Below are 24827 nucleotides of genomic sequence, written 5' to 3'. Positions count from 1 at the left end.
CACTGGCAGGACTGGTGGCTTCGAGTTACCTCAGCCACCACTCAACAGAGACCACCATTTCCCTGTAACAGTAACCCAAAATTCCACCGTAAGAAGACCGTCGAAAAAATTCCCCTCCTCTGGAGGGGCGACAAAAATTCAAAGAATTTTTGGTGGGGTGGTTTAAAGATTTCGTATTGGTAGCTTCGAGTGTGGCGATGTAATAAACCACCCCGTCGTAAATTCCGCCACCCCTCCAATGGAGTGGAATTGGAAGCAGTCGGTATGAGATGATGAAGGGGTACATACCCTTGCAGGACTGGTGGCTTCGAGTCACCTCAGCCACCACTCAACAGAGACCACCATTTCCCTCGTAAAAGTAACCCCAAAGTCCACCGTAAGAAGACCGTCGAAAAAATTCCCATCCTCCGAAGGGGCGACAAAAATTCAGAGAATTTTTGGTGGGGTGGTTTAAAGATTTCGGATTGGTGGCTGAGCGGAGCCGAAGCCACCATTGCGGCTGAAGACTTTAAGTATCCTCTGAGGGCTTTTATAAGTGGAACGGCTTTGTGAAACTTGTATGCATCCCACCAAAAAGGATCTTCTGTTTACTTTGTGTTCACAGAAGGGTACGAATCACTTCAATGTTGCTGTCACTTGCTGAGTGAAGGCTATAAAAAGTGGTCTTATTACATTATTCCTTCACAGCGGGTAAATTGCCTGCCGCTTTCTGTACCTTTTTATAGGTATAAGAACACATGACAATACTGAACTCATACAGCAGAAGCAATGGAAATGCAGCCATCATCATGCTCAGAACGTCTGCCGGGGTGATGATCGCAGCCACCACCATAATAAGAACGATCGCATGGCGACGGTAGGTCTTCATGAATTTTGGAGTGAGGATTCCGATGGTAGTCAGGAAATAAATAAGAATAGGAAAAAGGAAAATAATTCCCATCCCGAGAACGACCTGTAAAAACAGGGTGGTATAATCACTCAGGTCATACAGCGGAATGATAATGTCTGAAATCTTAAAAATAACACCGAAATTAACGGCAAAAGGAAGAATAAGGAAATATCCGCATAAGACTCCCGTCATAAAAAGCATCCAGACCGAGTTGATGATAAATATGGAGTTTTTTCTTTCTTTAGGATGCAGGGCAGGGCTTATGAAACGCCAAAGTTCCCAGACGATGTAAGGAAATGCCAGGACGATACCGCCGAAAAGGGAAACCGCCATCATCACATTAAACTGCTGGTACAGCTTGCTGGCACGCACCGGAAAATCTTTCGGCAGGTGGATGCTGTCTTCACCCAGAATCATTTTTGAAAAGTGATTAACGATTTCAAAGGTGGCAAAATCATTTCTGGTAGGACCGAAAAAGATATGATCCATAATCCAGTTGATATTGAAGCCAATGACCACCGCTGCAATGATGATTGCCAGGATACAACGGATGAGATGACCTCTTAATTCCCCAATATGTCCAAGGAAAGACATGTCTTTAACATCACTCACAGGATAATTTTTTTAAGGTTCCAAATTTATGAAAAAAGTTTCACTAAAGCAGAAGATTAGTTGAGAGGCAGCGTAGGGGATAAAACAATATGATTATTTTGTTTCTGTTTATTAAAACATTCTTTCTTTAAAAATAACCTTCCGGGCTTATGCCTGTCAGCTTCCAAACTAAACAATGCCCTCGTCCAGCAGCTTGTGAAGGTCGATGATCCCGAAGTATTTTCCGTTTTCGGTGACCACAAGCTGCCCGATATTATTGTCTTTTAAAATTTTCATGGCCTCTTTTGCCAAAGCTGTTCTTTCGATGGTTTTGGGATGGGCAGACATGATATCTTTAGCCAGGACTTTTGAGATATCATCGCCTTTCAGCAACATTCTACGCAGGTCTCCATCGGTGATGACGCCGATAATTTCATTGTCATTCGTAACCACCGTAATGCCGTGTCTCGAACCGCTGATCGAAATAATGACATCTTTTACGGTGTCATTTTCGGTAACCTGAGGTTTCTGTGAAGAAAGGAAATCATCCACCTTTGAAATTAAATTTTTCCCGAGGCTTCCACCCGGATGAAACTTGGCAAAATCATTCGCTTTAAAATCATTCATTTCCATTAAAGCAATTGCCAGCGCATCTCCCAGGGCCATCTGCAAAGTTGTGGAGCTTGTCGGCGCAAGCTTATTCGGGCAGGCTTCCATATCTACATGAGTATCGAGAATGATCTCTGAAAACTCTGCAAGTCTGCTGTTTTTGTTGCCGGTCATCCCGATGAGTGCAGCAGAGTAGTCCTTCAGGTACGGGACCAGGTTTACGATTTCCGGCGAGTTCCCCGAATTGGAAATACACAGGACGACATCCTGTTTCTGAATAACACCCAGATCTCCGTGTATAGCCTCGGAGGCATGCAGAAACTGTGAAGGAGTACCCGTAGAATTTAATGTGGCCACGATTTTATTGCCGACATGGGCCGATTTTCCGATGCCCACCACGATGAGCTTTCCTTGGGCAGAATGGATGATTTCTGCTGCTTTGGCAAAGTCGTCACTGAGTCTGTCGTGGAGTTTTTCCAGCTCGGAAATTTCTATTTCTAATGTACTTTTAGCTATTGAAATGATATCGGATTTATTCATTTTTACAGGTATGAGGCATATAAAATCTCTAAAAAAAACGTTATATTTTTGAAAGAACTTTTAATATAAATTTTATTTTTTATAAATTCGTTCGCTTTTATTTTAAGTGAAAAATTCATAACTTTGAATGAGATGCAAATTTAGCAATAAAATTAGATGAGCGCAAAAAAAGCCAATTTATCAGGCGAATTGAAAAGATATTTCGGATTTTCTACTTTTAAAGGGCAGCAGGAACAAATTATAGACAATCTTCTGAACGGAAAGGATATATTTGTTTTAATGCCGACAGGAGGTGGTAAATCCTTATGCTACCAGCTTCCGGCACTTATTTCCGAGGGTACGGCCATTGTGGTTTCCCCTCTGATAGCATTAATGAAAAACCAGGTGGATGCGGTGAACGGACTTTCATCTGATAACGGGGTAGCCCATGTTTTAAATTCATCATTAAATAAAACTCAGACCAAGCAGGTTTTCGACGATATAAAAAGCGGAAAAACAAAACTTTTGTATGTCGCACCGGAATCGCTGATCAAAGAAGATTATCTTGATTTTCTGAAGGACGTAAAAATATCTTTTTTCGCTATAGACGAAGCCCACTGTATTTCAGAATGGGGACATGATTTCAGACCCGAATACAGGAACCTGAAATCCATTATCGATAAAATTGCCGATGTTCCGGTGATTGCTCTTACGGCAACGGCAACACCCAAGGTGCAGGATGATATCCAGAAAACTCTGGGAATGACAAATGCCCTGGTTTTTAAAGAGAGCTTCAACAGGCCGAATCTTTATTATGAAGTGCGGCCGAAAGTAAATGTAGACAAGGAAATTGTAAAATTTATCAATCAGCATAAAGGCAAATCGGGGATCGTATATTGCCTCAGCCGGCGTAAAGTGGAAGAGTTTGCGCAGCTTCTTCAGGTAAACGGAATTAATGCGCTGCCTTATCATGCCGGACTTGATCAGAAGGTAAGGGTTGCCAACCAGGATAAATTCCTTATGGAAGAAGTGGACGTTATTGTTGCCACGATTGCCTTCGGAATGGGAATCGACAAGCCGGATGTTCGTTTTGTGATCCATTATGATTTTCCAAAATCGCTCGAAAGCTACTATCAGGAAACCGGAAGGGCAGGCCGTGACGGAGGCGAAGGGTATTGCCTGGCTTTCTACGATCCTAAGGATATTGAAAAGCTTGAGAAATTCCTTGCTCAAAAGCCGGTGTCCGAGAGAGAAATCGGTTTGCAGCTCCTGAACGAAGTGGTCGGTTATGCCGAGACTTCCATGAGCAGGAGACAATATATCCTGTATTATTTCGGGGAAAATTTTGATCCGGTAAACGGAGACGGTGCCAGTATGTGCGACAATTCTTCAAATCCTCCCAAATTAAAGGATGCCACGGATGATCTCAAAAAAGTTCTTGAACTGATAAGGGATACAGGAGAAAAGTTCAAGGCAAAAGATCTGATTTCAATCATTGCCGGTAAAGAAACGGCCGTTACAAAATCTTACAAGCTCGAGCAGGCTTCTTATTTCGGATTCGGAAAAGAGGAAAAGGATAATCACTGGAAAACCATTTTGAGACAGGCAACGGTTCAGAACTTTTTACAGAAAGATATTGAAACCTATGGCGTTTTAAAAATAGCTGAAAAGGGCAGATTTGTATTAGAAGGAAAACTGGAACACTCATTCGTCATCGCCGAAGACAGGGAATTTGACCTTACCCAGACGAAGGCAGAGAGCGACCAGATTCAAATGCAGTCTGCGGGAGGTTTAGATCAGAACCTCTTTAGCCAGCTGAAGGAATTACGTAAAAAAGTAGCCAAAAAACATGGCATTCCGCCTTACACGGTTTTCATGGACCCGAGTCTTGAGGATATGACGGTTCAATATCCGGTGACGGTTGAGGAAATTAACAAAATTTACGGTGTCGGGGAAGGAAAAGCCAAGAAATATGGTAAAGAGTTTGCCGATTTCATCCATAAATATGTAGAAGAAAACAATATCGAGCGTACCCAGGATATGGTGCTGAAACAGGTGGCCAATAAATCCAGCCATAAAGTGTTCATCATCCAGAGTACGGACAAAAAAATCGATCTTGAAGATATTGCGAGAGCCAAAAACCTCTCTATGGATGAACTGCTGAAAGAAATGGAACGCATCGTTTACCAGGGAACCAAACTCAATATTGACTACTATATTGAAGATAACTTTGATGAAGACATCGTCGACGGCTTTATGGAATTCATGAACGAATCGGAAAGCGACAGTATGAAAGTACTCCTGGATGAATTCGGGGATGAGCTTTCTGATGAGGAAGTAAGGATGCTGAGGATAAAGTTCATCAGTGATGTGGCCAACTAAAGATTTTTTAAACTAAATATTTAAAAGAAATTCTTCCGCGGAGAGTTTCTTTTTTTATGTAAAGGAGAAAATATTTAAATTTAATCATGCGTTAAAAATCATTAATTGTCAGTTTAAATTTAAGGGTAAAAAAACTTTTTACTAAATTTACATAGATGAAAAAGATTTCTATCATATTTATCCTGCCGGACCTGGAAACGGGTGGTGCTGAAAGGATTGTTACTACCATTGCAAACCATCTTTCCCGGAATCGGTTTGAACCTAAGATTTTGCTTTTACGTAAACAGGGCGGCTACCTGAATTTCCTCAATCAGGATGTTGAGATCATTGACATCAATACCGAGAGAATCAGGCATTCATTAAAGCCCATTTTAGCAGAAATTTATCGCAGAAAACCGGATATCGTGTTTTCGGGATATGGTGAAGTAAATGCGTATTTGTCGTTATTTATTAAGCTTTTCCCGAAAACGAAGTTTATTGCCAGGGAAACCAACGTGGTGACTAAGCACGTGACCAGAAAAGAGATCAGATTTTTTTATAATTTTTACAACAATTACCACCGTATCATTGCGCAGAGCGATGATATGATGAAAGACCTTATCAAGAATTTCAGGATAAAATCGGACAAAATTGCCAAGATCAATAATCCTGTTGATTTTGATTTTATTGAAGACAAAATAGCCGCTTCCAACAAGCCGGCTTGCTTTAAATACAATTATAAAAATGTCGTAGCCATTGGGAATTTGTCTCCTAGAAAGGGATTTGATAATCTGCTTATGGTCTTTTCAAGACTTAAAAATGAGAATGTTTTACTGCATATTTTAGGCGATGGAAAAGACCGGGAAATGCTGCACCAGATGAAAGATTTTTTAGATCTTAAAAATGTCATTTTTCACGGCAGACAGGAAAATCCGTACGAATTTCTTGCCCATGCCGACCTGTTTATTCTTTCCTCAAGATATGAAGGATTCCCAAATGTCTTGCTGGAAGCGGGTGCCTGCGGAACTTATTCTCTGGCTAACCACTGTCCCGGCGGAATCAATGAAATTATACAGAACAACATCAACGGTGAAATTTCAAATATAGAAGATCATGAGGATTTTTCTCAACAGATCCTCAGAATTCTTCATGAAGAGCATGACAAAGAAGCGATCAGAAATTCCATCAAATCAAGATTCTCCAAGAACATCATTATGGATAAATATGAGAAAGTGCTGCTGGATCTGGTGAAATAGTTCTCAACCCATCTTATTTCCCTATTTTTGGCGAATTAATCAGAAAAAATCATTTTCATTCATGATAAAGATCCAGAAAATCGGATGCAGCTGTGAAAAACCGACTTCTCATTATACGGAATTCAGAAGTTCCGAATTGGGGATCGATCATACCAACGGAAGATATGCGGAAGTAAGCATACAACAGTGTAAGCTTTGCCAGAGAATCTGGATCCATTACCTGATAGAATATGAGCATTATTCCGAATCGGGAAGATGGTATAAAGGAATTGTTTCGAAAAAAAACCGACCGAATATCACTCCTGAAAATGCCGTAGAATACCTGGAAAACCTGGAGTGGTATGTGTACGGAGGTTCTTTTTTTGACAGCACAGGAACATTCGGGCAGGGAAAACTGATCCTGGACTGACTTATAGAAATTAGCAGGCAATAGGCGGGAAGCTTGAAGCCGGATGCCAGAAGGTAAATGCAGCATCGTGTAAATATCAAGATCATCACAATACATTAAGCTCCGATCACCCCATCTTCCATCCTCCATCCCGAAATTTGACAAATCTCACTTTCCCACTTCGTAATTAATCGTTAAATTTGTAAGAATTAAAGAGATAATTAATAAACAAATTCATAAATAACATGAGTCAATTCGATGTTACCGTAATCGGTTCCGGTCCTGGTGGTTATGTTGCTGCAATCCGTGCCGCGCAATTAGGTTTCACAACAGCAATTATTGAAAAATATCCGACTTTAGGAGGAACTTGTCTTAACGTGGGTTGTATTCCTTCAAAAGCACTTCTGGACAGTTCAGAGCATTTTGAGAACGCCAAGCACAATTTTGCAGGTCACGGAATCATTATTAACGAACCTCAGGCCGATATCGCAAGAATGATCGAGCGTAAGAATGAGGTGGTAAAGCAAAATACAGATGGGATCAATTACCTGATGAACAAAAATAAAATCACTGTTTTTGAAGGTGTCGGCAGCTTCGAATCTGCAACTCAGATTAAAGTAACCAAGAATGACGGTTCTACCGAAACCATCGAATCTAAATATACGATTATTGCTACCGGTTCAAAACCTTCTTCATTGCCTTTTATCAACATTGATAAAGAAAGAGTAATTACTTCTACAGAAGCTTTAAATCTTAAAGAAATCCCTAAACACCTTGTGGTGATCGGTGGTGGCGTTATCGGACTTGAGCTGGGATCAGTATATCTGAGACTGGGCGCGCAGGTGACTGTGGTTGAATTTATGGATAAAATTATCCCGGGAATGGACGGCGCTTTAAGTAAGGAATTAACTAAAGTTCTTAAAAAACAGGGAATGAAATTCATGCTTTCGACGGCAGTTTCAGCGGTTGAAAGAAACGGGGATACTGTAAAAGTTACCGCTAAAGATAAAAAAGGTGAAGAAGTTACCGTTGAAGGAGATTATTGTTTAGTTTCCGTAGGAAGAAGACCTTATACCGACGGTCTCGGACTTGAAAAAGCGGGTGTTGAGCTTGACGAAAGAGGAAGAGTGAAAGTAAACGACCATCTTCAGACCAATATGGCCAACATTTACGCGATCGGAGACGTGATCAAAGGAGCAATGCTTGCACACAAGGCAGAAGAGGAGGGTGTTTTTGTTGCTGAAACTTTAGCCGGTCAAAAACCTCATATCAATTATAATTTAATCCCGGGCGTAGTGTATACATGGCCGGAAGTTGCCGGAGTTGGTAAAACGGAAGAGCAGCTGAAAGAGGAAGGCGTGGCTTATAAAGTAGGATCATTTCCTATGAGAGCTTTAGGAAGAAGCCGTGCAAGTGGTGATGTCGACGGTTTGGTAAAAATCATCGCAGACGAAAAGACCGATGAGGTTTTGGGAATGCACATCGTGGGCGCAAGAGCAGCCGACCTTATCGCAGAAGGCGTCATTGCTATGGAATTCCGTGCCAGTGCAGAAGATATCGCCAGAAGCTCTCACGCACACCCGACGTATGCGGAAGCGATCAAAGAAGCGGCATTAGATGCTACGGCAAAAAGACCGATTCATATGTAATAGATGATTAAATTTTAATCATTTAAATATTGTAAATTAAGGCTGCATCATCATTGAAGGCAGCCTTTTTTGATGTTACCGCCTAAATTCTCAAACCCGTTTACGCTCAAACATTATTTTCCGTACCTTTACCGACTAATTTTATTATCAATGCAACTCGGAAAAACCCAGACTTTAAAAATTTCAGATAAAAATAATTCAGGATGGATCTTAACGGATGAATCGGGTGAAAAAGCTTTTTTACCAAAGATTTTCGTTCAGGAAGACAAAGAAAATGATGATGAAATTGAGGTTTTTGTTTACCAGGATGACAACAAACTGAAAGCGACTACAGAAATTCCTCTGGCTGAAGTCGACGAATTTGCGGTGATGAGCTGTGTGCAAAGTCTTCCGAGCGGTGCCTTTATGGACTGGGGAATTATCAAAGACCTGTTTATTCCTTACAAACAGCAGAAAACGAAAATAGTTGAAGGGAAAAGATATCTCGTTCATATTTATGTGGATGAAGATCTCGGTTTGATCACTGGAACCACAAAATTCAAAAGAAACCCTCAATATCAGGATCTGCCTTTTAAAAAAGGGGATAAAGTTGACCTCATCATGATGAATGAAAGCGAACTGGGCTGGAATGTGGTTATCAACAAAAAATATATCGGGCTGATTTACGGTTCGGATGTTTTTAAAAAGTTGTATCCGCTGTCTGAAGAAACCGGTTTTATCAAAGCCATTCGTGAAGATGGGAAAATTGACGTTTCATTGCAGCCTGAAGGTTTCGAGAATATCGATGAATTCAAGCAGAAAATCCTTGACAAGCTGGAAGAAAATTACGGTTTGCTCCATGTTTCAGATAAATCTACTCCGGAAGAAATCAAAGATGAATTGCAGATGAGTAAGAAGAATTTCAAAAAAGCCATCGGAGGGCTTTATAAGGATAAAATCATTGATATTTTAGACGACAAAATTAAATTATTATAAAACAAAAATGAGCAGAATTTTCTGCTCATTTTTGTTTACTCTCTGTTTTTAACCATTAACCATCCGGTGTATACTCTGCGGTCGGATACTTTAATAGTGTACCAGTAATTTCCTGTAGGAATCGGGCCTCCGTTGAGCTTTCCGTCCCAGTCAAGGGGCTTTTTGGTGATCACCTCTTTAAAGACCGGCAATCCTCTTCTGTCATACACATTTACCTGCGTTCCCGAATAATTTTCCAGACCGGCTATTTTCCAATGGTCATTGTATCCGTCACCATTCGGCGTAAATGCATTAGGAATATTAAAAATGGAAAAAGGCCTCTGACCGATGATGCAGCCTCCTTTTGTTCTTACATAAACAATATATTCACCGATACTTAAATTGGTAAAAACATTAGAATCCTGCCAGGTGAAATTGTCCAGAGAATATTCAAAACTCCCTGTGGATGAAAGGATAATTGTTGCCGAACTGTTTTGTATGTTAATCGCTGTAATTTCAGGCAAGACCATATAGTTTACCAGTGTTTGCGCTGTATTTTGACATCCGAAACTGTTGGTTACTGTTACAGAATAATTTCCTGCTGCCGAAACCGTAATGGCTTGTGAGGTAGCGCCGGTACTCCATAAATACGAAGAATAACCGCTTCCCGCATCAAGGGTCACACTTTTACCTTTACAGAAATCGATTTTTTCAGGAAGATTAACCAGTGGTTTCGGATTTATCATCAGACTTAATCGTACGACGGTAAAACATCCGTCAGCCGTAGCCACCTTTATATGAATAACTGTTGGACCAATATTCACCGTATAGCTGGATGGGTTGCTGATAGGGTTTCCAAGATTATCCGTATAGGTAAAGATATAGTTTCCTGGATTTGTGATGAGATTTGCCTGATAAGACGTAAGATCGATCGTCATTGAATTCCCTGTATTGCTGTTGCATATCGTATCGGAAAAATCATTTGCCGGGACATTATTGGTAGAAAGGGTTACTGAAATCGACAGCTTCTCCGATTCACAATTATTTAAAGTTTGAGTTACAAAATAAGTTACCCCATGAACAAGAGGTGTGGTAGGAGGCAAAACATTTCCCGAGGCATCATAAAACTTTATCGCGGTTCCACTAACAATCAGGTTTGCAAGGGTAGGATTTGATGAGGCACAAAAATCCTGTGCGGGATTGCCTGTTGGCTCAGGGGTTTCATTCACCGTGATCTGAACAGCAATTTTATTACTTTCACAACCGTTGATGGCTTGAGAAGCGTAATACGTTTGTCCGTTCACTAAATTTGTTGTAGAGGGTAAAATATTCCCAGTTGTGTCATACCATTTGATATTCTGCCCTGTAATCTGAAGATTGGCAATCGTAGGATGACTGCTTGCACAGAAAGTTTGTTGGAGGTTGCCAGTGGTCGGAAGAGCAGGAGCTGTTACAGTGATGTTCTGGTTTTGTGTCGAGCTGTTCCCGTTGCCGTCATTATAGGTCCAATGGATCACATACGTTCCAGGTAACGAGTAAGAAAGCGGATCGGTTGTGGTTGCCGTAATGATTCCTGCACAATTATCTGTAGCGGTAGGAATCGTTGTAACGATGGTGTGGCAGTCGCCGGTTATGTCTGGAAGAGTGATGACGTCTGCAACTGGTGCGATCTGGTCTCCTACGATCACGTTTACGGTGAAGATTCCATCGCAGCTTCCGGATCCGGATACCTGGCAGCTGTATACTCCGGAATGGGATGCCGTTGCGTTCGGAATTGTAGGGTTCTGGAGTGTTGATGTAAATCCGTTTGGCCCGGTCCAGTTGTACGAAGTTCCTCCTGAGGCATTTAATTGAAGCGTTGAGTTTATGCAGACCGGGGAGTTGGAAGAAAGGACTGCGGAAGAAGTGCAATCCTGGAATTTGGCAATAAACATATCATTACCTCCGCCGGGAGATTGTTGAAAGGTTCCCGGTGTGGCTATCCCAGAAGTATTTCCACCAGAAAGCCCGGTTAAGTAAATTGCTCCCTCATTATCTTTTATAACCTCTCCCTGTTGGGTTGCTCCGCTTCCTGTATAATAAGTTCCCCATTCTTTAACGTCATTCTGATTGTATTTAATCATGAAGGTAGCGAAAAGTGAGGCTTGAAATCCCATATATGCGCCAGGTGTCGAAATATCAGCTTGTCCACTTGAGTGTAATCCAGTAAAGAAAACATTACCAAAGCTATCAGGATAGGCAAGGAGCTGATAACCACCGTCGAAGTTAAAATAGTTTTTGGAAATTGAATTGTTTGTTAGGTTTATCCTCCATATACCGGGTTGTCCTAAAGGGAAACTAGTGGTAGAATATTTTCCGGGAAGAATCAGAACATTATTTACGATTCTGCCCTTCATAATAAATTCATCTCCGACATTGCCATAGTAACTTGACCTTAAAATTGTGTTACCGGATTTTGAAAGCCTGATATAGATACCATCAGAGCCGCCGGCTTTTACAGGTTGAAAAGCGTTAACCATCGGAATATTTGACGACTGTGTAGCCCCGATTAATTCAAGGTTGTCTACAGAAGACATGATATGAAAAAAAGAAGTTGATCCGTCACTGTTTCCAAAATAAGTAGCCCACTCTGTTGTTGCTGTGGAGGCATTTATAGATGCCAGAATACCATCTGTGTAGCCTGGTGGTGTAGATTTTGTAGGCTGTATAGCATTTACAGTTGGAAAATCTGTGCTAAAGCTATCACCGGCGATATATACGTAATTTTGATTATATGACACAGAGTATAGCTTATCATTACTGCTTGAAGTAAATTCTTTTTGAAAAACAAGATTTCCGTTAGTGTTAAACTTTACCATGACAATATTGTCGTTATATGGTCCTCTCTGGACGATTCCTCCTGCATAAATATTAAAATCCTCGTCAAAATCGGCATCCATAAAATAGTCCGTCATCCCGAAACCATAATATGTACCCCAGAGTTTTTGGCCGTTTTTAGTAATCTTTATGAGGAAAGCATCAATACCGCCTGCAATATTTTGTTGATAGGTCCCTGAGGTCGCAAAATTATTATAACTAGTTGTAGATCCTATCAGATAACCTGTGTTCTGAATATCATTTCTGACTCTTCCGTACTCGTCTCCTGTTCCTCCGACGTGACTTCCCCAAACCCTCGTAGGTACAGGATCAATGACAATGGTTTTATCCGAGCTATTGATAGGAGCATTAAACCCGAAAGTCTGATCACCGAGATCTTTAAAAGCGATATTAATATTTTCTTTTTTATTTCCTGTAATCCAGCTGTTTGGAATGTTTTCATACATTTCTCCAAAACGGACCTTCATTAAAAGTTTATTATCTTTAATTGATGTAGAAGCACCATTAAATTTCATCTTGATATCAGAAATTTTTCCTCCCGGATTAATGATGAAATTATATTCGACAGGCTTTAAAGTGTCTCTTGGCTTAAAGAAAACCAAATCAATATTTGGATAAATGTTTTTATATAAAACTTTTTGAAAACGATGAACATTCGTTATTCCTTCCGGTCTGTCAGAAAGGTTGTAATAATTGTCATAATCTGAGGATTTCCCTTCGGCAGTAATCAAAACATTTTTATTTGAATTCAATAATTCAATATCAACTCTGTGATATAAATTTTCATACAGAAATTCGTCCTCAAAATAGGTTTTACCTTGTATTGATTTGTCTTTTTTAAACTTTGAAGAATTGGGATTTATACTTTTTTTAGTTTCATAAACATCATACGAAAACCCATTTTTCTTCAGCTGAACGTTTAAACCATTAGAAAGGAATAGATATTTTACATCAGGGTTTTCTTTTCCGTCCTTATCTACAATCTGGCCTTTGTTTTCATAAAAGGAAAACTCAGTATTTTCGGATCTTTTTTGTTGTGAAAAAATAGAAATACAACAGAAAATAGACAGCAGAAATAAAATTTTTTGCATCGGTTACTAATTTTCCGGCAAATATAATGAAACCCCTTATTTTAAAAGATTAAAAATGATTAATACAAAACCATTATGTTAAAACATGATGCATGTCATAATTTTTTCTATTAATAATTTTGTTTAACAATTTTGTCAAAACATTTGATTGATTTATATTTGCACAAATTTGTTTAACAAAAATGTCAAATCAAGCAAAAAAAGACCAAACACAGGAATTAATTAAAGAAACCGCGAAGAATTTATTCTTTGTGAAAGGGAAGTTTGATGCCACTACACAGGAAATCGCTGATGAAGCCGGAGTCAACAGAACGCTGATCAACTATTATTTTCGGTCACGGGATAATCTGATCCAGATCATTTTTGATGAAGCTCAGAAGGTAGAACACGAAAAATCTGAAATTATTATGAATTCAGATCTGCCATTCAAGGAAAAGATTGGTCAGTTCATCGAAGGAAGTCTTTCTACAAGTCTTCAGTATCCGTACTTGGAAACTTATATCGTATCACAGATCAATAAAGGAAACTGCCAGCAGAAAGATATTGAAGAAGACGAACTGAATAAGCTTTATAAGGATATTGAAACGGAGATGGAGAAGGGCAATATCGCTAAAATGAAGCCCATCCAGTTTGTACTCAATATGATTTCTCTGCTGGTTTTCCCCAGTGCGGTAAGGCCTCTTCTGATGGAAAACCTGATGATCGACGAAGTGGAATTCGACAAAATTATTTCCGAAAGAAAAGAGATCATCCTGGAGATGTTGTTTAAAAATTAACTGAAATGTTAAAGTATTTATAAAAACAATTCGTCTTTTAGAAATAAAAACTCTGAACAAGCAATTACATTAAAAAATAAACGAAGTATAAAATTATGAAAAGAAAACGTATAACTGCACAAAAGCTAAAGATAGGAATAGCGGCTGCATTTATGATTTTCGGCTTTTCATCAATCTCTGCGCAACAGCAGGTTTCCCTCCAGGAGGCCATCAAACAGGCTCTCCAAAACAAAGCGGAAGCAAAAAAGGCTGCCTTGCAGATCACAAAAGCCGAATATAAAATTGATGAAGCCAGAGCAGGAGCGTTGCCGCAGATCAATGCTACGGCAGGGCTTACCTACAATCCCATAATTCAGGAATCGCTTCTTGAATTTGGAGGGCAGAGAATCCGGGCACAGCTGGGACAGCCATGGAGTTCCACCGCGTCCGTACAGCTGCAGCAGGCTATTTTTGACCAAAGGGTATTTACCGGCCTTAAAGCAGCAAAATCTACCAGGGAATTCTATATTTTGAATGCCCAGCTTACCAATGAGCAGATCATCGAAAATGTAGCGACAGCCTATTATCAGGTGTTTGTTCAGGAGGAAAACCTCAAAACCGTAGAAGCCAGCTATGACAATACCGAAAAGGTAAGAAATGTCATCAAAAGTCTGGTAGATAACGGGTTGGCAAAATCCATCGACCTGGACCGAACCAATGTTCAGCTCACGAATATCGGATCCAACAGACAGACGCTTAGAAACTCTGTGGAATTGTCAAAGAACGCCCTGAAATTCTACATGGGTGTTCCGATCAGCACGGATATCGAACTGGAAGAAAAAAGCATCGAACCAAAACCGGAGCTTATCGCCAGCAATGTCAATCTCGACGATCGTACCGAAGTGAAGGTGCTGAACAAAAACAGGGAGCTTCTGGTGTATAATAAAAAAGCAACGGAAGCTTATAAATACCCAACGGTGAACCTTGTCGCCAACTATGGCTGGGGAGCAACCGGAGCCAAGTTTCCTTTAACGAACGGTCTCAACAACGGCGTACTCTGGAGCGATTTCTCTGCGATCGGATTAAATATCAACATTCCGATCTTTACGGGAGGGGCAACCAAAGCGAAAATCAATCAGGCGGAAATCGATATTCAGGATATTGACCAGGATATTCAGAATACCCAGTTGAATTTAAGCCTGGATTATAAAAATGCCATCACCAATATGGAAAACGCTCTGATCAATATCGAAAGCAACAAGGACAATGTAGGACTGGCGGAAAGGGTTCAGCAAAATACACAATCCAACTACCAGTATGGTCTTGCAACGCTTACGGAAGTTCTGGATGCAGAAAACGCACTCACGCAGGCCAAGCAGAATTACGCAAACGCCCTATTGGATTACAAGCAGGCCGAAATTAAACTAATCAAAGCAAAAGGAGAATTAAACACATTACAAAACCCATAATAAACTACAATGAAAAAAACTCTAATATATATTATCGTGGCGGCTGTACTGGTCGGTTTGGCAGCCTATAAAATTGCTGGCAATAAAGAAAAGCAAACGAAGGAAGTAAAAGAAGTAGCCAAGCAGGTAGATAAAATTAATGTAAACGTCGTAACCGTTTCCAGACAAAACATAGACACAGACTACTCGGCCAACGGAACATTCATTCCGAAGCAGGAATCTAACCAGTCTTCCGAAATCTCCGGAAGAATTGTAAGTGTTTTGGTAAAAGAAGGATCGAGAGTAGGGGCCGGACAGGTATTGGCGACCATTAAAAAAGATGCCATCGAAGTAGATGTTACCCAGGCGCAGAACAATTTGCAGAATGCTATTATCGATAACCAACGGTATGAAAATGCCTTCAAAACAGGCGGGGTAACCAAGCAGCAGCTTGACAACTCAAGACTTCAGCTGAAAAATGCCCAGGCGGCCGTTCGTGCCCAGGGCGTAAAAATAAACGATACCAGCGTACGTGCCGGAATCAGCGGAACCATCAACAAGAAAATGGTGGAGCCGGGAATGGTCGTAGCGCCAGGAACCGCTTTATTTGAAATCGTAAACATCAATTCATTAAAGCTTTCCGTTTTGGTGGATGAAAGCCAGATCGGGAAAATCCAGATCGGACAGGAAGTTCCGATTAAAGTAAACGTATTGCCGGAAGAATCTTTCTCCGGAAGAATTACCTTCATTGCTCCGAAAAGTGATGCTTCCCTGAATTTCCCTGTTGAAATTGAAGTTCAGAACAGAGGAAACCTGAAAGCGGGGATGTATGCCACAGCTACCTTTAAAACCAATAACGGTGCGGAAACCCAGAACATGCTGACCGTTCCTGCAGAAGCTTTCGTAAATGGAGTAAGCTCAGGACAGTTGTTCATCGTTCAGAATGGAGTGGCTAAAATGATCAAAGTAACCGTAGGAAAAGTATATGGCGACAAAGTTCAGGTACTGAGCGGGCTGAACGGAGGCGAGCAGGTAGTAACCAGCGGGCAGATCAACTTAGACAACGGATCTAAAGTGAATATTATAAAGTAGAAGGACGATGAAGTTAGCAGAAATATCCATTAAAAGGCCGTCCCTTGTCATCGTACTCTTTACGATTCTTACATTGGGTGGTATCTTAAGCTACTCCATGATGGGGTATGAGTTGATTCCGAAGTTTGAAACCAATATGGTGACCATTTCTACGGTATACCCGGGAGCTTCACCCGCAGAGGTGGAAACTTCCGTGACCCGGAAGATTGAAGATGCCGTAGGGTCCCTCGAAAACGTGAAAAAAGTAGAATCGTCTTCCTATGAAAGCTTATCCGTGATCATGGTACAGTTGAATGACGGAGCCGATGTCGACTATGCACTGAATGATGCACAGCGAAAGGTAAACGCTATTCTGGCAGACCTTCCCGATGACGTGGACGCACCGTCCCTGAATAAATTCTCCCTCGATGATTTACCGATCATCACCATGAGTATTTCTTCAGATAAATTGAACAGTAAAGATCTGTATGACCTTTTAGATAAAAAGATCGAGCCAATCTTCTCCCGTGTAAACGGAGTAGCCCAGGTAGATCTTGTGGGCGGACAGGAAAGGGAAATCCAGGTGAATCTGGATGAGAAAAAATTGCAGGGATACGGCCTTTCGATAGCAGACGTACAGCAGGCAATCCTTTCCTCAAACCTTGATTTCCCTACTGGGAGTCTGAAAACAAGAACCTCAAAATCTACGATCAGGTTATCAGGGAAATATAAGTCAATCGAGGAGATGAACAACCTGGTGGTTTCCAATAAGAATGGAGCTCAGGTCCGTTTATCTGATATCGCAACGGTTTTCGATTCTCAGAAAGATGTAGAAAAAGTAGCGCGGTTCAATCAGTTTCCGACGATCTTAATGCAGGTGAAGAAACAATCTGATGCCAATGCCGTGGCGGTATCGGAAAGTGTTCAGAAAACCATCGCTACGGTGGAAGAAGCCTATAAAGTACAGGGCGTAAAAGTGAAAGTGGTAAACGATACCACCGATTTTACCCTCGAATCTGCCAACCACGTAATCTTCGACTTATTCTTAGCGATCATCTTGGTGGCGATTGTGATGTTATTATTCCTTCACAGCATCAGAAATGCATTCATTGTAATGGTTTCGATCCCGGCTTCATTGGTGGCAACCTTTATCGGGATGAACCTGATGGGGTATACTCTGAACCTGATGAGCTTACTGGGACTCTCGCTCGTAGTAGGGATCCTGGTGGATGACGCAATCGTAGTGCTGGAAAACATTTACCGTCACATGGAGATGGGTAAAAGTAAGATCCGTGCCGCATACGACGGGGCTTCGGAGATCGGGTTTACCGTAGCGGCCATTACTTTGGTAATCGTGGTGGTGTTCCTTCCAATTGCCATGAGTTCAGGTCTGGTAGCCAACATTCTGGCACAGTTCTGTGTCACCGTGGTTATTGCAACGATGCTTTCATTGCTGGCTTCCTTTACCATTATCCCCTGGCTGTCGTCAAGATTTGGTAAACTCGAACATTTAACAGGGAAAAACTGGTTCCAGAAATTCATCCTGTGGTTTGAAAGCATGATCGATAAATTCACCCACTGGATCACCGGAATTCTGGAATGGTGTTTAAAAACTACTTTGCGAAGAGTAATGACCGTGGTCATCACTTTCCTTGTCCTGATTTCTTCTTTCATGCTGGTGGCATTCGGATTTATCGGAGGGGAATTCTTCCCGCCGATTGACCGCGGACAGTTCCTGGTTCAGATGGAGCTTTCCAAAGATGCAACGGTGGAAAAAACAAACCAGCTGACGTTAGATGTTGAGAAGTTTTTAAGAAACGACAAAGACGTTGTGGATCTTATTACCACGGTTGGTCAGCAGTCTACCGGTTTCGGTGGTGCCCAGGCAACAACCTATCAGTCGGAAGTTCAGGTAAACCTTACCGACAAATCCGAACGTTCTGAAAGCACCAACATCAAAGCGGCGAAAGTAAAAAGAGCATTAGAAGAGAAATTTACAGGAGTTGAATTTAAAACCGCTCCTATCGGAATTATGGGTGCTGAAAATGCACCGATTGAAATGGTGGTAACAGCGCCAGATAATGCAACCGCAGTAAAAGAGGCTACCCGAATTTTGGCATTGCTTAAAAAAGTTCCGGGAGCTGTAGATGCGGAACTGTCCACCGACACCGGCAACCCTGAAGTTCAGGTGAACATCGACCGTGATAAAATGGCTTCTTTAGGCTTAAACCTTTCCAGCGTAGGACAGACGATGCAGACGGCTTTTAACGGGAATACCGACGGGAAGTTCAGAGCAGGGGAGTATGAGTATGACATCAACATCCGTTTCGGTGATGCCAACAGGCAGTCGATCGATGATGTGAAGAACCTGATGTTTACCAATCCGCAGGGGCAGCAGATCCGTCTGAGCCAGTTTGCCGATGTAAAAATGGGTTCAGGACCGAGCTTGCTGGAACGTAGGGATAAATCGCCTTCCGTAAAAGTAAGAGCAAAAGCCGTAGGTAGACCTGTGGGTGACGTAGCCAACGAATGGGCCGCACAGTTCATGGATAAGCCAACCAAGCCTGTGGGCGTAGACTACATCTGGAGCGGAGATATGGAAAACCAGCAGGAAGGTTTCGGTACCCTGGGAATTGCTTTGTTAGCAGCTATTGTATTGGTATACCTGGTAATGGTTTCGCTGTATGACAGTTTTGTATATCCTTTCGTTGTATTATTCTCCATCCCATTGGCAATGATCGGGGTAATGGTGATTCTTGCCCTTACCGCCAACTCACTGAACATTTTCACCATGCTGGGGATGATCATGCTGATTGGTCTGGTAGCGAAAAACGCGATTTTGATCGTCGACTTTACCAACGCGAGAAAAGCAGCAGGTGCGAATACCCATGATGCTTTGGTACAGGCGAACCATGCCCGTCTCCGTCCGATCCTCATGACCACGATCGCGATGATCTTCGGGATGTTGCCGATCGCATTGGCAACTGGAGCAGGAGCGGAAATGAACAAAGGTCTGGCATGGGTAGTCATTGGTGGTTTGACATCATCTCTATTCCTTACCTTGATTATCGTACCGGTTGTATACTCTTTGTTCGACTCTATCTTAAGAAGAATGGGCAAGCACGAAAAAGTAGACTATGAAGCTGAAATGAAAGCTGAATATGATCATAGAGAACTGAGTGATGACGGATTTACCCCGAAACATTTAGATTAATAAATAATCAACCTTTAATTAACCTAAAAACCGTCCTGTTGTATTACAGGTCGGTTTTTTATTGATCTGTCATCAGTAAACCTTTTTATTTAAACAGTAAGATGCATTCAATGCTACACCAAACTTCACAGGTTTTCAAGACCTGTGAGGCTTTTTCAATGATATTAGTTGATTCCTTTAAATTTGTTGTGATAATGCGTTTATGCAGCGCTTTTACTGAAAGAATGAAAATTAAATATCGATAATCATGTAAGCAATAAGTTCCAGTTTTCCGAGAGACGCTTTCGTCGCCCGACACAAGGGTCTTGCGTCGGGCGTCACAAGAGGTCTTCGTCGACCGACGAAAGCAGGTCTCGAAAACCGGCGGCGCGTGAGGCTACCGAAGGCCCGCTAAAAAGACGAAAGGTGGCTTCAAATTCTCGAAGTCACCTTTTTATCTTTATTTTATTTAAAACAGATTAATCTGCCATCACTTCACCCGCTTTTCTGTACACAAAGCTGCCGTAGATATGTCTTCTGGCAAAACGGCTCGGCGAATCGGCATTCACCATTTTGATATAGGTATTCCTCGGAACCCCCAGGTATTCATAAATATTTCCATTAAGATGCTGAACGGTAAGGATGGATTTTTCCAGGTAAAAATCCTGAATATTTGAGGTGGTCGTGGTTTCCGTATATTCTTCTTTATATTTTTCCTGAGTTTCAGGGTTGATGCTCACCAGGAAATGGTAGGCTTCAATTATCGATTTGCTTTTTTCTTCTGCCTCCTGCTTTCCCTCTTCATCATTGATGAATTTATCAGGATGGGTATCTTTCATTACATTTCTGTAAATGGTTTTCAGTTCCTTCAGAGTTACGTTTTTATCTACTTCCAGAAGCTTTCTGTATTCGCCTAATTTTTTCATATGGTGGGATCCTTTTTTCGGGAGGCAAAATTAGGGTTTTAAATTGAGAAATAGTAAGTTGTTCATTATTAATGCAAAAACAATTTTAGTTAACATACTTTACCGTTTCATCCAATACTGTTTTTACAGGCTTAAATCCGTGTTACCATCTTTGTTTTCGAGTACATCAAACAATATACTCTTACGGGTAACCAAAGCATTAGAAATATAAGTTTCAGAAATATATTTTGCTAAGTCAGGCTTTTGAGAATCATTAAAGTAGATCGTGATTTCATTAATAACACTTTTCTGAGGTTTACGCCGAAACTTTTCATAATGATAGGATTCGGATTTTCGAATACGGATCACCTGATCATTTTTATCCGTATTTATTTCAGTCGAAAAACCAATCGATCCGATATTTTTATGGTCTTTGTTTAAGATAGAACCCGAACCTTCAATAAGCTTTGTGGGATATTCTTTAGAGTATACATCAATACGATTCAAATAACCATAACTTCCAAATTTTATTTGGTTTTGCACATTATTAAACTGTGCTGATAATGATGTTGAAACAAAAAGTAAAAGGGCTAAAATTCTCATATTATGTGTTTTCTTGAAAGTATGCACGCCACCTCAATCGACTTTCTGATATGCTCATCCACGGCATCTTCATCTTTCACCGGATAGTAAAACTCCTTCGGATTAACGAACACATCGTTGTATTTCGTCCTTTCACTGGTTCCGTCAACGTCAATTGGCAAGAGCCCGGGTTTCTTTTTTCGCTGCACGGTCGCCAGGCCTTTTGCCGTGATTTTAGATTCTACACAGCCGATCAGGAAGCCTCTTCCCAATACATCACAGCATAGGGCCGTATAAATTCCGTTCGGAACCAGCTGGCCTGGCGTAAGGATGCAGGCGTACAAAACATGAGGCAGATTGGTGATACCACGGGAAATATTTACATATAATTCAAGCCCTTCGAATACTTTATACTTGTTTTCAAGGATTTGTTTCAGTCCGTTCAAAGCATCTCTGATTGTCATCATGCCTGGATCATTGGTCCGCAGTGGCTGACCTTTTACAACCGGGTAAACCTGCCGGAATTCACAGATGGCGTTTAAATAATCCGATATCGTAGAATGAATCATCAAAATGAGGATTACTCCGTCCTTTGGTAAATATGGGTAACCTTGGCATTCTTGATAAAATCCTGCAGCGGAGTGTCTTTAACCGCATTTTTATCGGTAAGTTCAACGTAATAGACCATAGTATTAGGAAACTTCGGGTCTTTACAGAATATCCTGAATCTTTTCACTTTTTCATCAGCGCTTAAGAAATTAAGTTCGGAAGCATTATACAGCCTGATGTTGTTCACATCAAAAGCATCCTTCCAGTTTTTCTGAAGTTTGGCAAAACGCTTCTGGGTTCTGTCACTGTCTTCATTTTCAAATTTATCGACCTGGAAATCGGTTAACAGCTGCGGATAGATCAGTCCTTCCTGAAGGACGGCTTTGGTGATTTTATCGGCCTTGTCGTAAAACACAACTTTGTTATCAAACAGGACCTGGTTGTCTTTCACCACAATATTTCCGGCGAATTTCCTGTAGTTTTTCTTTTTATAATCATTCCTGAAATGTTCAATCACAGCCTTGTCTCTCGGACCTGGCTTTTCTGTCTTCTGGGCAAAAACCGGCACGGATAGAATGAGTGAAAGGCCGGCGGTATATAATAATTTCATGATATCTGATTTAATTTTGTATGAATTTAAAGAATATTTTTCAGTTTTATGTACTGAAGCAGCATGATCGTTTTTGCGTCTTTAATGTCTCCGGATTCGATCATTTTTAAAGCTTCATCAATGCCAAGCTCCAACACCTCGATGTCTTCACCTTCGTCCTCAAGGCCTCCGCCGTCCGTGATCTTCATTTCTTTTGAATATTCAGCAATGAAAAAATGAAGGATTTCGGTGACGGAACCAGGCGACATATAAGCTTCGAAGATCTTTTCGACATGGGTGATCTTGTATCCTGTTTCTTCTTCGGTTTCCCGTTTGATGCATTCTTCGGGATGGTCATTATCCAAAAGTCCGGCACATGCTTCTATCATCATCCCGGAAGGATTTCCATTGATAAAAGTTGGCAGCCTGAACTGTCTTGTGAGGATTACCATCCCCGATTCTGTATTATACAACAGGATAACGGCCCCGTTTCCGCGGTCGTAGGCTTCACGGCTCTGCTGCTCGAAACTTCCGTCTTTTTTCTGAATCGTAAAGGTCACTTTCTTTAAAGTGTACCAGTTGTCGGATAATATTTCCGTTTTATCTATCTGAATGTTTGTATTTTGCATGAATTGTCTTGTTATCGATGTAATAAATTTTCCAAAGCCTTCTTTAAATCCGGATATTGAAAATGAAAACCAGCTTTCTGAATTTTGTCTGAGGATGCTCTGGAGCCTTCCAAAAGAGCGTCTGCCAGTTCGCCGAAGATCAGTTTTAAAACAAACCCCGGAACGTTAGGCATAAAAAGCGGTTTTTTGAGTACCTCCGCAATTTTTTCTGTCAGGTTCTTATTCGTCGTATGTTGGGGTGAAACAGCATTGAAAGCACCGTTCATATCGTTGTTTTGTAAAGCGTATTCGTAAATTCCGCAGATATCTTCAATATGAATCCAAGGCATGTATTGCTTCCCTGTTCCCAAAGGCGACCCGATGCCCATACGAATGGTCGGCAGCATTTTCTTCAAAGCACCATCCTTCTCAGAAAGGACCACCGCAGTACGGATTTTAACCACCCTTTCGGCAAGATTGTTTTCCCTGAACTGGTCGGCAGCTTTTTCCCATAAAATAACAACTTTGCTTAAGAAATCACTTCCGGGATCATCGTTTTCATTAAAAATCTTCTCTGTGCTTTTGGTTCCGTAGTAATTTATTCCGGAAGCAGATATGAAAGACTTTAATCTAATGTTTTTCTTTTTTAATGTTGCCGAAAGCAGTGCTGCGGAATCGACTCTGCTGGCGATAAGTTCTTTTTTGCGATCTTCTGTCCATCGTTTCTCGGAAATATTGGCACCCGCAAGATGAATGATATGGGTAACGCCTTCCAATGCTGCCTCATCGATAGTCTGCTCTTTGATATTCCATTCGAATTCGTTATCATACTTTTTATTTCGGGTTAAGAAACGAACCGTATAGTTTTTCTCAAGCCTTTTTGAAAGTTCTTTAGCAATAAGCCCGCTTGCTCCGGTGATCAGTATAATGTCTTTCATTAAATATTGCTTTGATTTACAACTGGTTTTTAACGATCAGGACAAAATCATCGTCTAAGATTTTGTATCCGTAGTCGTAGATAAATTTATATTCCGAACCGTTTTTATACACTTTGATATTTGTAAAATAGTCAAAATCAAAACCTAAGCCATCAAGCTTTGACCGGAGCACTTTCGTTTTGCCTTCGGTATTTACTTCCGTGAGGATCCTGTAATTCCTGCGCAGCTTGTTGTTGACATTACGCATGAAATTGTTGGAATCTTTGTTCTGTTTGTTGTTGTAAGCGTTTCGGCAGGCATCGTTGCAGAACTTTTTGTCTGATCTTCCGATGATCTTTTCGCCGCATTCGAGACAATTCATAAATTTATTTTTTCAGTTTGTGTGGATGAGCATGTTTTTTCTTCAGCAGCCTCTTGAATCTGGTGTGTGTGGGATAGCTTCTGTTGGGAGTGATATTATTGAAGAAAAGTGCTGTTAATAATAGGATAAGGCATCCGGAGAGAACCGGTGATAATACATACCAGAATCCCAGCTCGGGAATTTTTCCGGTGGAACTTACTGCAATCAGCGCTGTAGCACCACCCGGAGGATGCAGGGTTTTGGTATACTGCATCAGTACGATAGAGAAAGCCACTGCAAGAGGTGCCGAAAGCCAGATGATATCGGGAACGATTTTATAGACGGTCACGCCTACCAGGGCTGAGAGCACATGGCCTCCCACAAGATTCCGGGGCTGTGCGAGCGGACTCTGGATCGCGCCGTAGATTAATACACTGGATGCTCCGAAGGATCCGATGAGAAAAATATTTTCGGTATGTGATAAAGAATGCGACTGGATGAAGGCAATAATTCCGATTCCGAAAAATGCGCCCAGAAAAGACCAGAAATGTTCTTTGTAATCTACCAGTGTTTCCTTGTAGATCACATATTTTGAAACCCTCAATGTTCTTTTAATCGTTTTCTTCATATAGATCAAAGGTAAGCAATTATCCGTTTTCAAACGG

At 41.1% G+C, this 24827-nt stretch carries 20 protein-coding genes; 9 read left to right on the top strand and 11 right to left on the bottom strand.

Going from position 1 to position 24827, the window contains the following annotated elements; translation table 11 throughout:
* Positions 1 to 673 precede the first annotated feature (673 nt).
* Both tatC and AC0N32_RS08045 read right to left on the bottom strand, forming a co-directional pair.
* Positions 674 to 1501 carry a twin-arginine translocase subunit TatC gene (gene tatC, locus AC0N32_RS08050; RefSeq protein ID WP_476393339.1) on the bottom strand — a complete coding sequence of 276 codons (828 nt, stop codon included), beginning with the start codon at positions 1499 to 1501 and terminating at the stop codon, positions 674 to 676.
* A gap of 168 nt (positions 1502 to 1669) precedes the next feature.
* On the bottom strand, positions 1670 to 2629 hold the full coding sequence (locus tag AC0N32_RS08045) for a KpsF/GutQ family sugar-phosphate isomerase (RefSeq protein WP_476393338.1): 960 nt from the start codon (positions 2627 to 2629) through the stop codon (positions 1670 to 1672).
* Positions 2630 to 2785: 156 nt separating this feature from the next.
* On the opposite strand from AC0N32_RS08045, the gene recQ reads away from it, so the two are divergent.
* The 5 genes from recQ to AC0N32_RS08020 all read left to right on the top strand — a co-directional run bounded on the left by recQ (position 2786) and on the right by AC0N32_RS08020 (position 9237).
* Positions 2786 to 4990, top strand: coding sequence for a DNA helicase RecQ (gene recQ, locus AC0N32_RS08040; RefSeq protein ID WP_476393337.1), 2205 nt, complete (start codon positions 2786 to 2788; stop codon positions 4988 to 4990).
* Positions 4991 to 5145: 155 nt separating this feature from the next.
* Entirely contained in the window at positions 5146 to 6225 is a 1080-nt protein-coding gene (locus AC0N32_RS08035) for a glycosyltransferase (protein ID WP_476393336.1), read from the top strand.
* Between the two features lie 61 nt (positions 6226 to 6286).
* On the top strand, positions 6287 to 6634 hold the full coding sequence (locus AC0N32_RS08030) for a hypothetical protein (RefSeq protein ID WP_476393335.1): 348 nt from the start codon (positions 6287 to 6289) through the stop codon (positions 6632 to 6634).
* Positions 6635 to 6858: 224 nt separating this feature from the next.
* Complete coding sequence (lpdA, locus tag AC0N32_RS08025; RefSeq protein WP_476393334.1) at positions 6859 to 8262, top strand: dihydrolipoyl dehydrogenase; 1404 nt, start codon at positions 6859 to 6861, stop codon at positions 8260 to 8262.
* 150 nt (positions 8263 to 8412) lie between these two features.
* Entirely contained in the window at positions 8413 to 9237 is an 825-nt protein-coding gene (locus AC0N32_RS08020) for a CvfB family protein (protein WP_476393333.1), read from the top strand.
* Between the two features lie 35 nt (positions 9238 to 9272).
* On the opposite strand, the gene AC0N32_RS08015 is transcribed toward AC0N32_RS08020, so the two are convergent.
* Positions 9273 to 13184 carry a DUF7948 domain-containing protein gene (locus tag AC0N32_RS08015; RefSeq protein ID WP_476393332.1) on the bottom strand — a complete coding sequence of 1304 codons (3912 nt, stop codon included), beginning with the start codon at positions 13182 to 13184 and terminating at the stop codon, positions 9273 to 9275.
* 182 nt (positions 13185 to 13366) lie between these two features.
* Here AC0N32_RS08015 and AC0N32_RS08010 point away from each other — a divergent pair, with 182 nt between their 5' ends.
* From AC0N32_RS08010 to AC0N32_RS07995, 4 genes are all read left to right on the top strand, one after another.
* Entirely contained in the window at positions 13367 to 13960 is a 594-nt protein-coding gene (locus AC0N32_RS08010; RefSeq protein ID WP_476393331.1) for a TetR/AcrR family transcriptional regulator, read from the top strand.
* 95 nt (positions 13961 to 14055) lie between these two features.
* Complete coding sequence (locus AC0N32_RS08005) at positions 14056 to 15408, top strand: TolC family protein (RefSeq protein WP_476393330.1); 1353 nt, start codon at positions 14056 to 14058, stop codon at positions 15406 to 15408.
* A 9-nt stretch (positions 15409 to 15417) separates the two neighbouring features.
* Positions 15418 to 16479 (top strand): efflux RND transporter periplasmic adaptor subunit, encoded by a 1062-nt coding sequence (locus tag AC0N32_RS08000; RefSeq protein ID WP_476393329.1) that lies wholly within the window; start codon positions 15418 to 15420, stop codon positions 16477 to 16479.
* 7 nt (positions 16480 to 16486) lie between these two features.
* The gene (locus AC0N32_RS07995; protein WP_476393328.1) at positions 16487 to 19672 is read left to right on the top strand and encodes an efflux RND transporter permease subunit; all 3186 of its coding nucleotides are present in this window, start codon (positions 16487 to 16489) and stop codon (positions 19670 to 19672) included.
* Between the two features lie 458 nt (positions 19673 to 20130).
* Here the strand turns inward: AC0N32_RS07995 and AC0N32_RS07990 are convergent, their stop codons facing one another.
* The 8 genes from AC0N32_RS07990 to AC0N32_RS07955 all read right to left on the bottom strand — a co-directional run bounded on the left by AC0N32_RS07990 (position 20131) and on the right by AC0N32_RS07955 (position 24790).
* Complete coding sequence (locus AC0N32_RS07990) at positions 20131 to 20577, bottom strand: KTSC domain-containing protein (protein ID WP_476393327.1); 447 nt, start codon at positions 20575 to 20577, stop codon at positions 20131 to 20133.
* Positions 20578 to 20700: 123 nt separating this feature from the next.
* Positions 20701 to 21159, bottom strand: coding sequence for a hypothetical protein (locus AC0N32_RS07985; RefSeq protein ID WP_476393326.1), 459 nt, complete (start codon positions 21157 to 21159; stop codon positions 20701 to 20703).
* Positions 21156 to 21605: a hypothetical protein gene (locus tag AC0N32_RS07980; RefSeq protein ID WP_476393325.1), complete on the bottom strand. Its 450-nt coding sequence runs from the start codon at positions 21603 to 21605 to the stop codon at positions 21156 to 21158. Before AC0N32_RS07980 ends, AC0N32_RS07985 begins: the two co-directional genes overlap by 4 nt.
* A gap of 113 nt (positions 21606 to 21718) precedes the next feature.
* Positions 21719 to 22297: a hypothetical protein gene (locus AC0N32_RS07975; RefSeq protein ID WP_476393324.1), complete on the bottom strand. Its 579-nt coding sequence runs from the start codon at positions 22295 to 22297 to the stop codon at positions 21719 to 21721.
* A 26-nt stretch (positions 22298 to 22323) separates the two neighbouring features.
* Positions 22324 to 22905 (bottom strand): GDP-mannose pyrophosphatase NudK, encoded by a 582-nt coding sequence (nudK, locus tag AC0N32_RS07970; protein WP_476393323.1) that lies wholly within the window; start codon positions 22903 to 22905, stop codon positions 22324 to 22326.
* An 11-nt stretch (positions 22906 to 22916) separates the two neighbouring features.
* Positions 22917 to 23822 (bottom strand): TIGR01777 family oxidoreductase, encoded by a 906-nt coding sequence (locus tag AC0N32_RS07965; protein ID WP_476393322.1) that lies wholly within the window; start codon positions 23820 to 23822, stop codon positions 22917 to 22919.
* A gap of 16 nt (positions 23823 to 23838) precedes the next feature.
* The gene (locus tag AC0N32_RS07960) at positions 23839 to 24183 is read right to left on the bottom strand and encodes a hypothetical protein (protein ID WP_476393321.1); all 345 of its coding nucleotides are present in this window, start codon (positions 24181 to 24183) and stop codon (positions 23839 to 23841) included.
* A 4-nt stretch (positions 24184 to 24187) separates the two neighbouring features.
* Positions 24188 to 24790 carry an HPP family protein gene (locus AC0N32_RS07955; RefSeq protein WP_476393320.1) on the bottom strand — a complete coding sequence of 201 codons (603 nt, stop codon included), beginning with the start codon at positions 24788 to 24790 and terminating at the stop codon, positions 24188 to 24190.
* Between the last annotated feature and the right edge of the window lie 37 nt (positions 24791 to 24827).

It is taken from the genome of Chryseobacterium endophyticum, assembly GCF_056333165.1.
The sequence above is the reverse complement of the archived record's forward strand: the minus strand, read 5'-3'. Positions and strand labels throughout refer to the sequence as shown.

Coding starts and splice junctions, on each gene's coding strand:
- AC0N32_RS08005 (WP_476393330.1), top strand. CDS start 14,056: ATGAAAAGAAAACGTATAACTGCACAAAAGCTAAAGATAGGAATAGCG.
- AC0N32_RS08045 (WP_476393338.1), bottom strand. CDS start 2,629: ATGAATAAATCCGATATCATTTCAATAGCTAAAAGTACATTAGAAATA.
- AC0N32_RS08010 (WP_476393331.1), top strand. CDS start 13,367: ATGTCAAATCAAGCAAAAAAAGACCAAACACAGGAATTAATTAAAGAA.
- AC0N32_RS07960 (WP_476393321.1), bottom strand. CDS start 24,183: ATGAATTGTCTCGAATGCGGCGAAAAGATCATCGGAAGATCAGACAAA.
- nudK (WP_476393323.1), bottom strand. CDS start 22,905: ATGCAAAATACAAACATTCAGATAGATAAAACGGAAATATTATCCGAC.
- AC0N32_RS07975 (WP_476393324.1), bottom strand. CDS start 22,297: ATGAAATTATTATATACCGCCGGCCTTTCACTCATTCTATCCGTGCCG.
- recQ (WP_476393337.1), top strand. CDS start 2,786: ATGAGCGCAAAAAAAGCCAATTTATCAGGCGAATTGAAAAGATATTTC.
- AC0N32_RS08035 (WP_476393336.1), top strand. CDS start 5,146: ATGAAAAAGATTTCTATCATATTTATCCTGCCGGACCTGGAAACGGGT.
- AC0N32_RS07980 (WP_476393325.1), bottom strand. CDS start 21,605: ATGATGACAATCAGAGATGCTTTGAACGGACTGAAACAAATCCTTGAA.
- AC0N32_RS07965 (WP_476393322.1), bottom strand. CDS start 23,822: ATGAAAGACATTATACTGATCACCGGAGCAAGCGGGCTTATTGCTAAA.
- AC0N32_RS07990 (WP_476393327.1), bottom strand. CDS start 20,577: ATGAAAAAATTAGGCGAATACAGAAAGCTTCTGGAAGTAGATAAAAAC.
- AC0N32_RS08015 (WP_476393332.1), bottom strand. CDS start 13,184: ATGCAAAAAATTTTATTTCTGCTGTCTATTTTCTGTTGTATTTCTATT.
- AC0N32_RS08020 (WP_476393333.1), top strand. CDS start 8,413: ATGCAACTCGGAAAAACCCAGACTTTAAAAATTTCAGATAAAAATAAT.
- AC0N32_RS08000 (WP_476393329.1), top strand. CDS start 15,418: ATGAAAAAAACTCTAATATATATTATCGTGGCGGCTGTACTGGTCGGT.
- AC0N32_RS07995 (WP_476393328.1), top strand. CDS start 16,487: ATGAAGTTAGCAGAAATATCCATTAAAAGGCCGTCCCTTGTCATCGTA.
- AC0N32_RS08030 (WP_476393335.1), top strand. CDS start 6,287: ATGATAAAGATCCAGAAAATCGGATGCAGCTGTGAAAAACCGACTTCT.
- lpdA (WP_476393334.1), top strand. CDS start 6,859: ATGAGTCAATTCGATGTTACCGTAATCGGTTCCGGTCCTGGTGGTTAT.
- AC0N32_RS07985 (WP_476393326.1), bottom strand. CDS start 21,159: ATGAGAATTTTAGCCCTTTTACTTTTTGTTTCAACATCATTATCAGCA.
- AC0N32_RS07955 (WP_476393320.1), bottom strand. CDS start 24,790: ATGAAGAAAACGATTAAAAGAACATTGAGGGTTTCAAAATATGTGATC.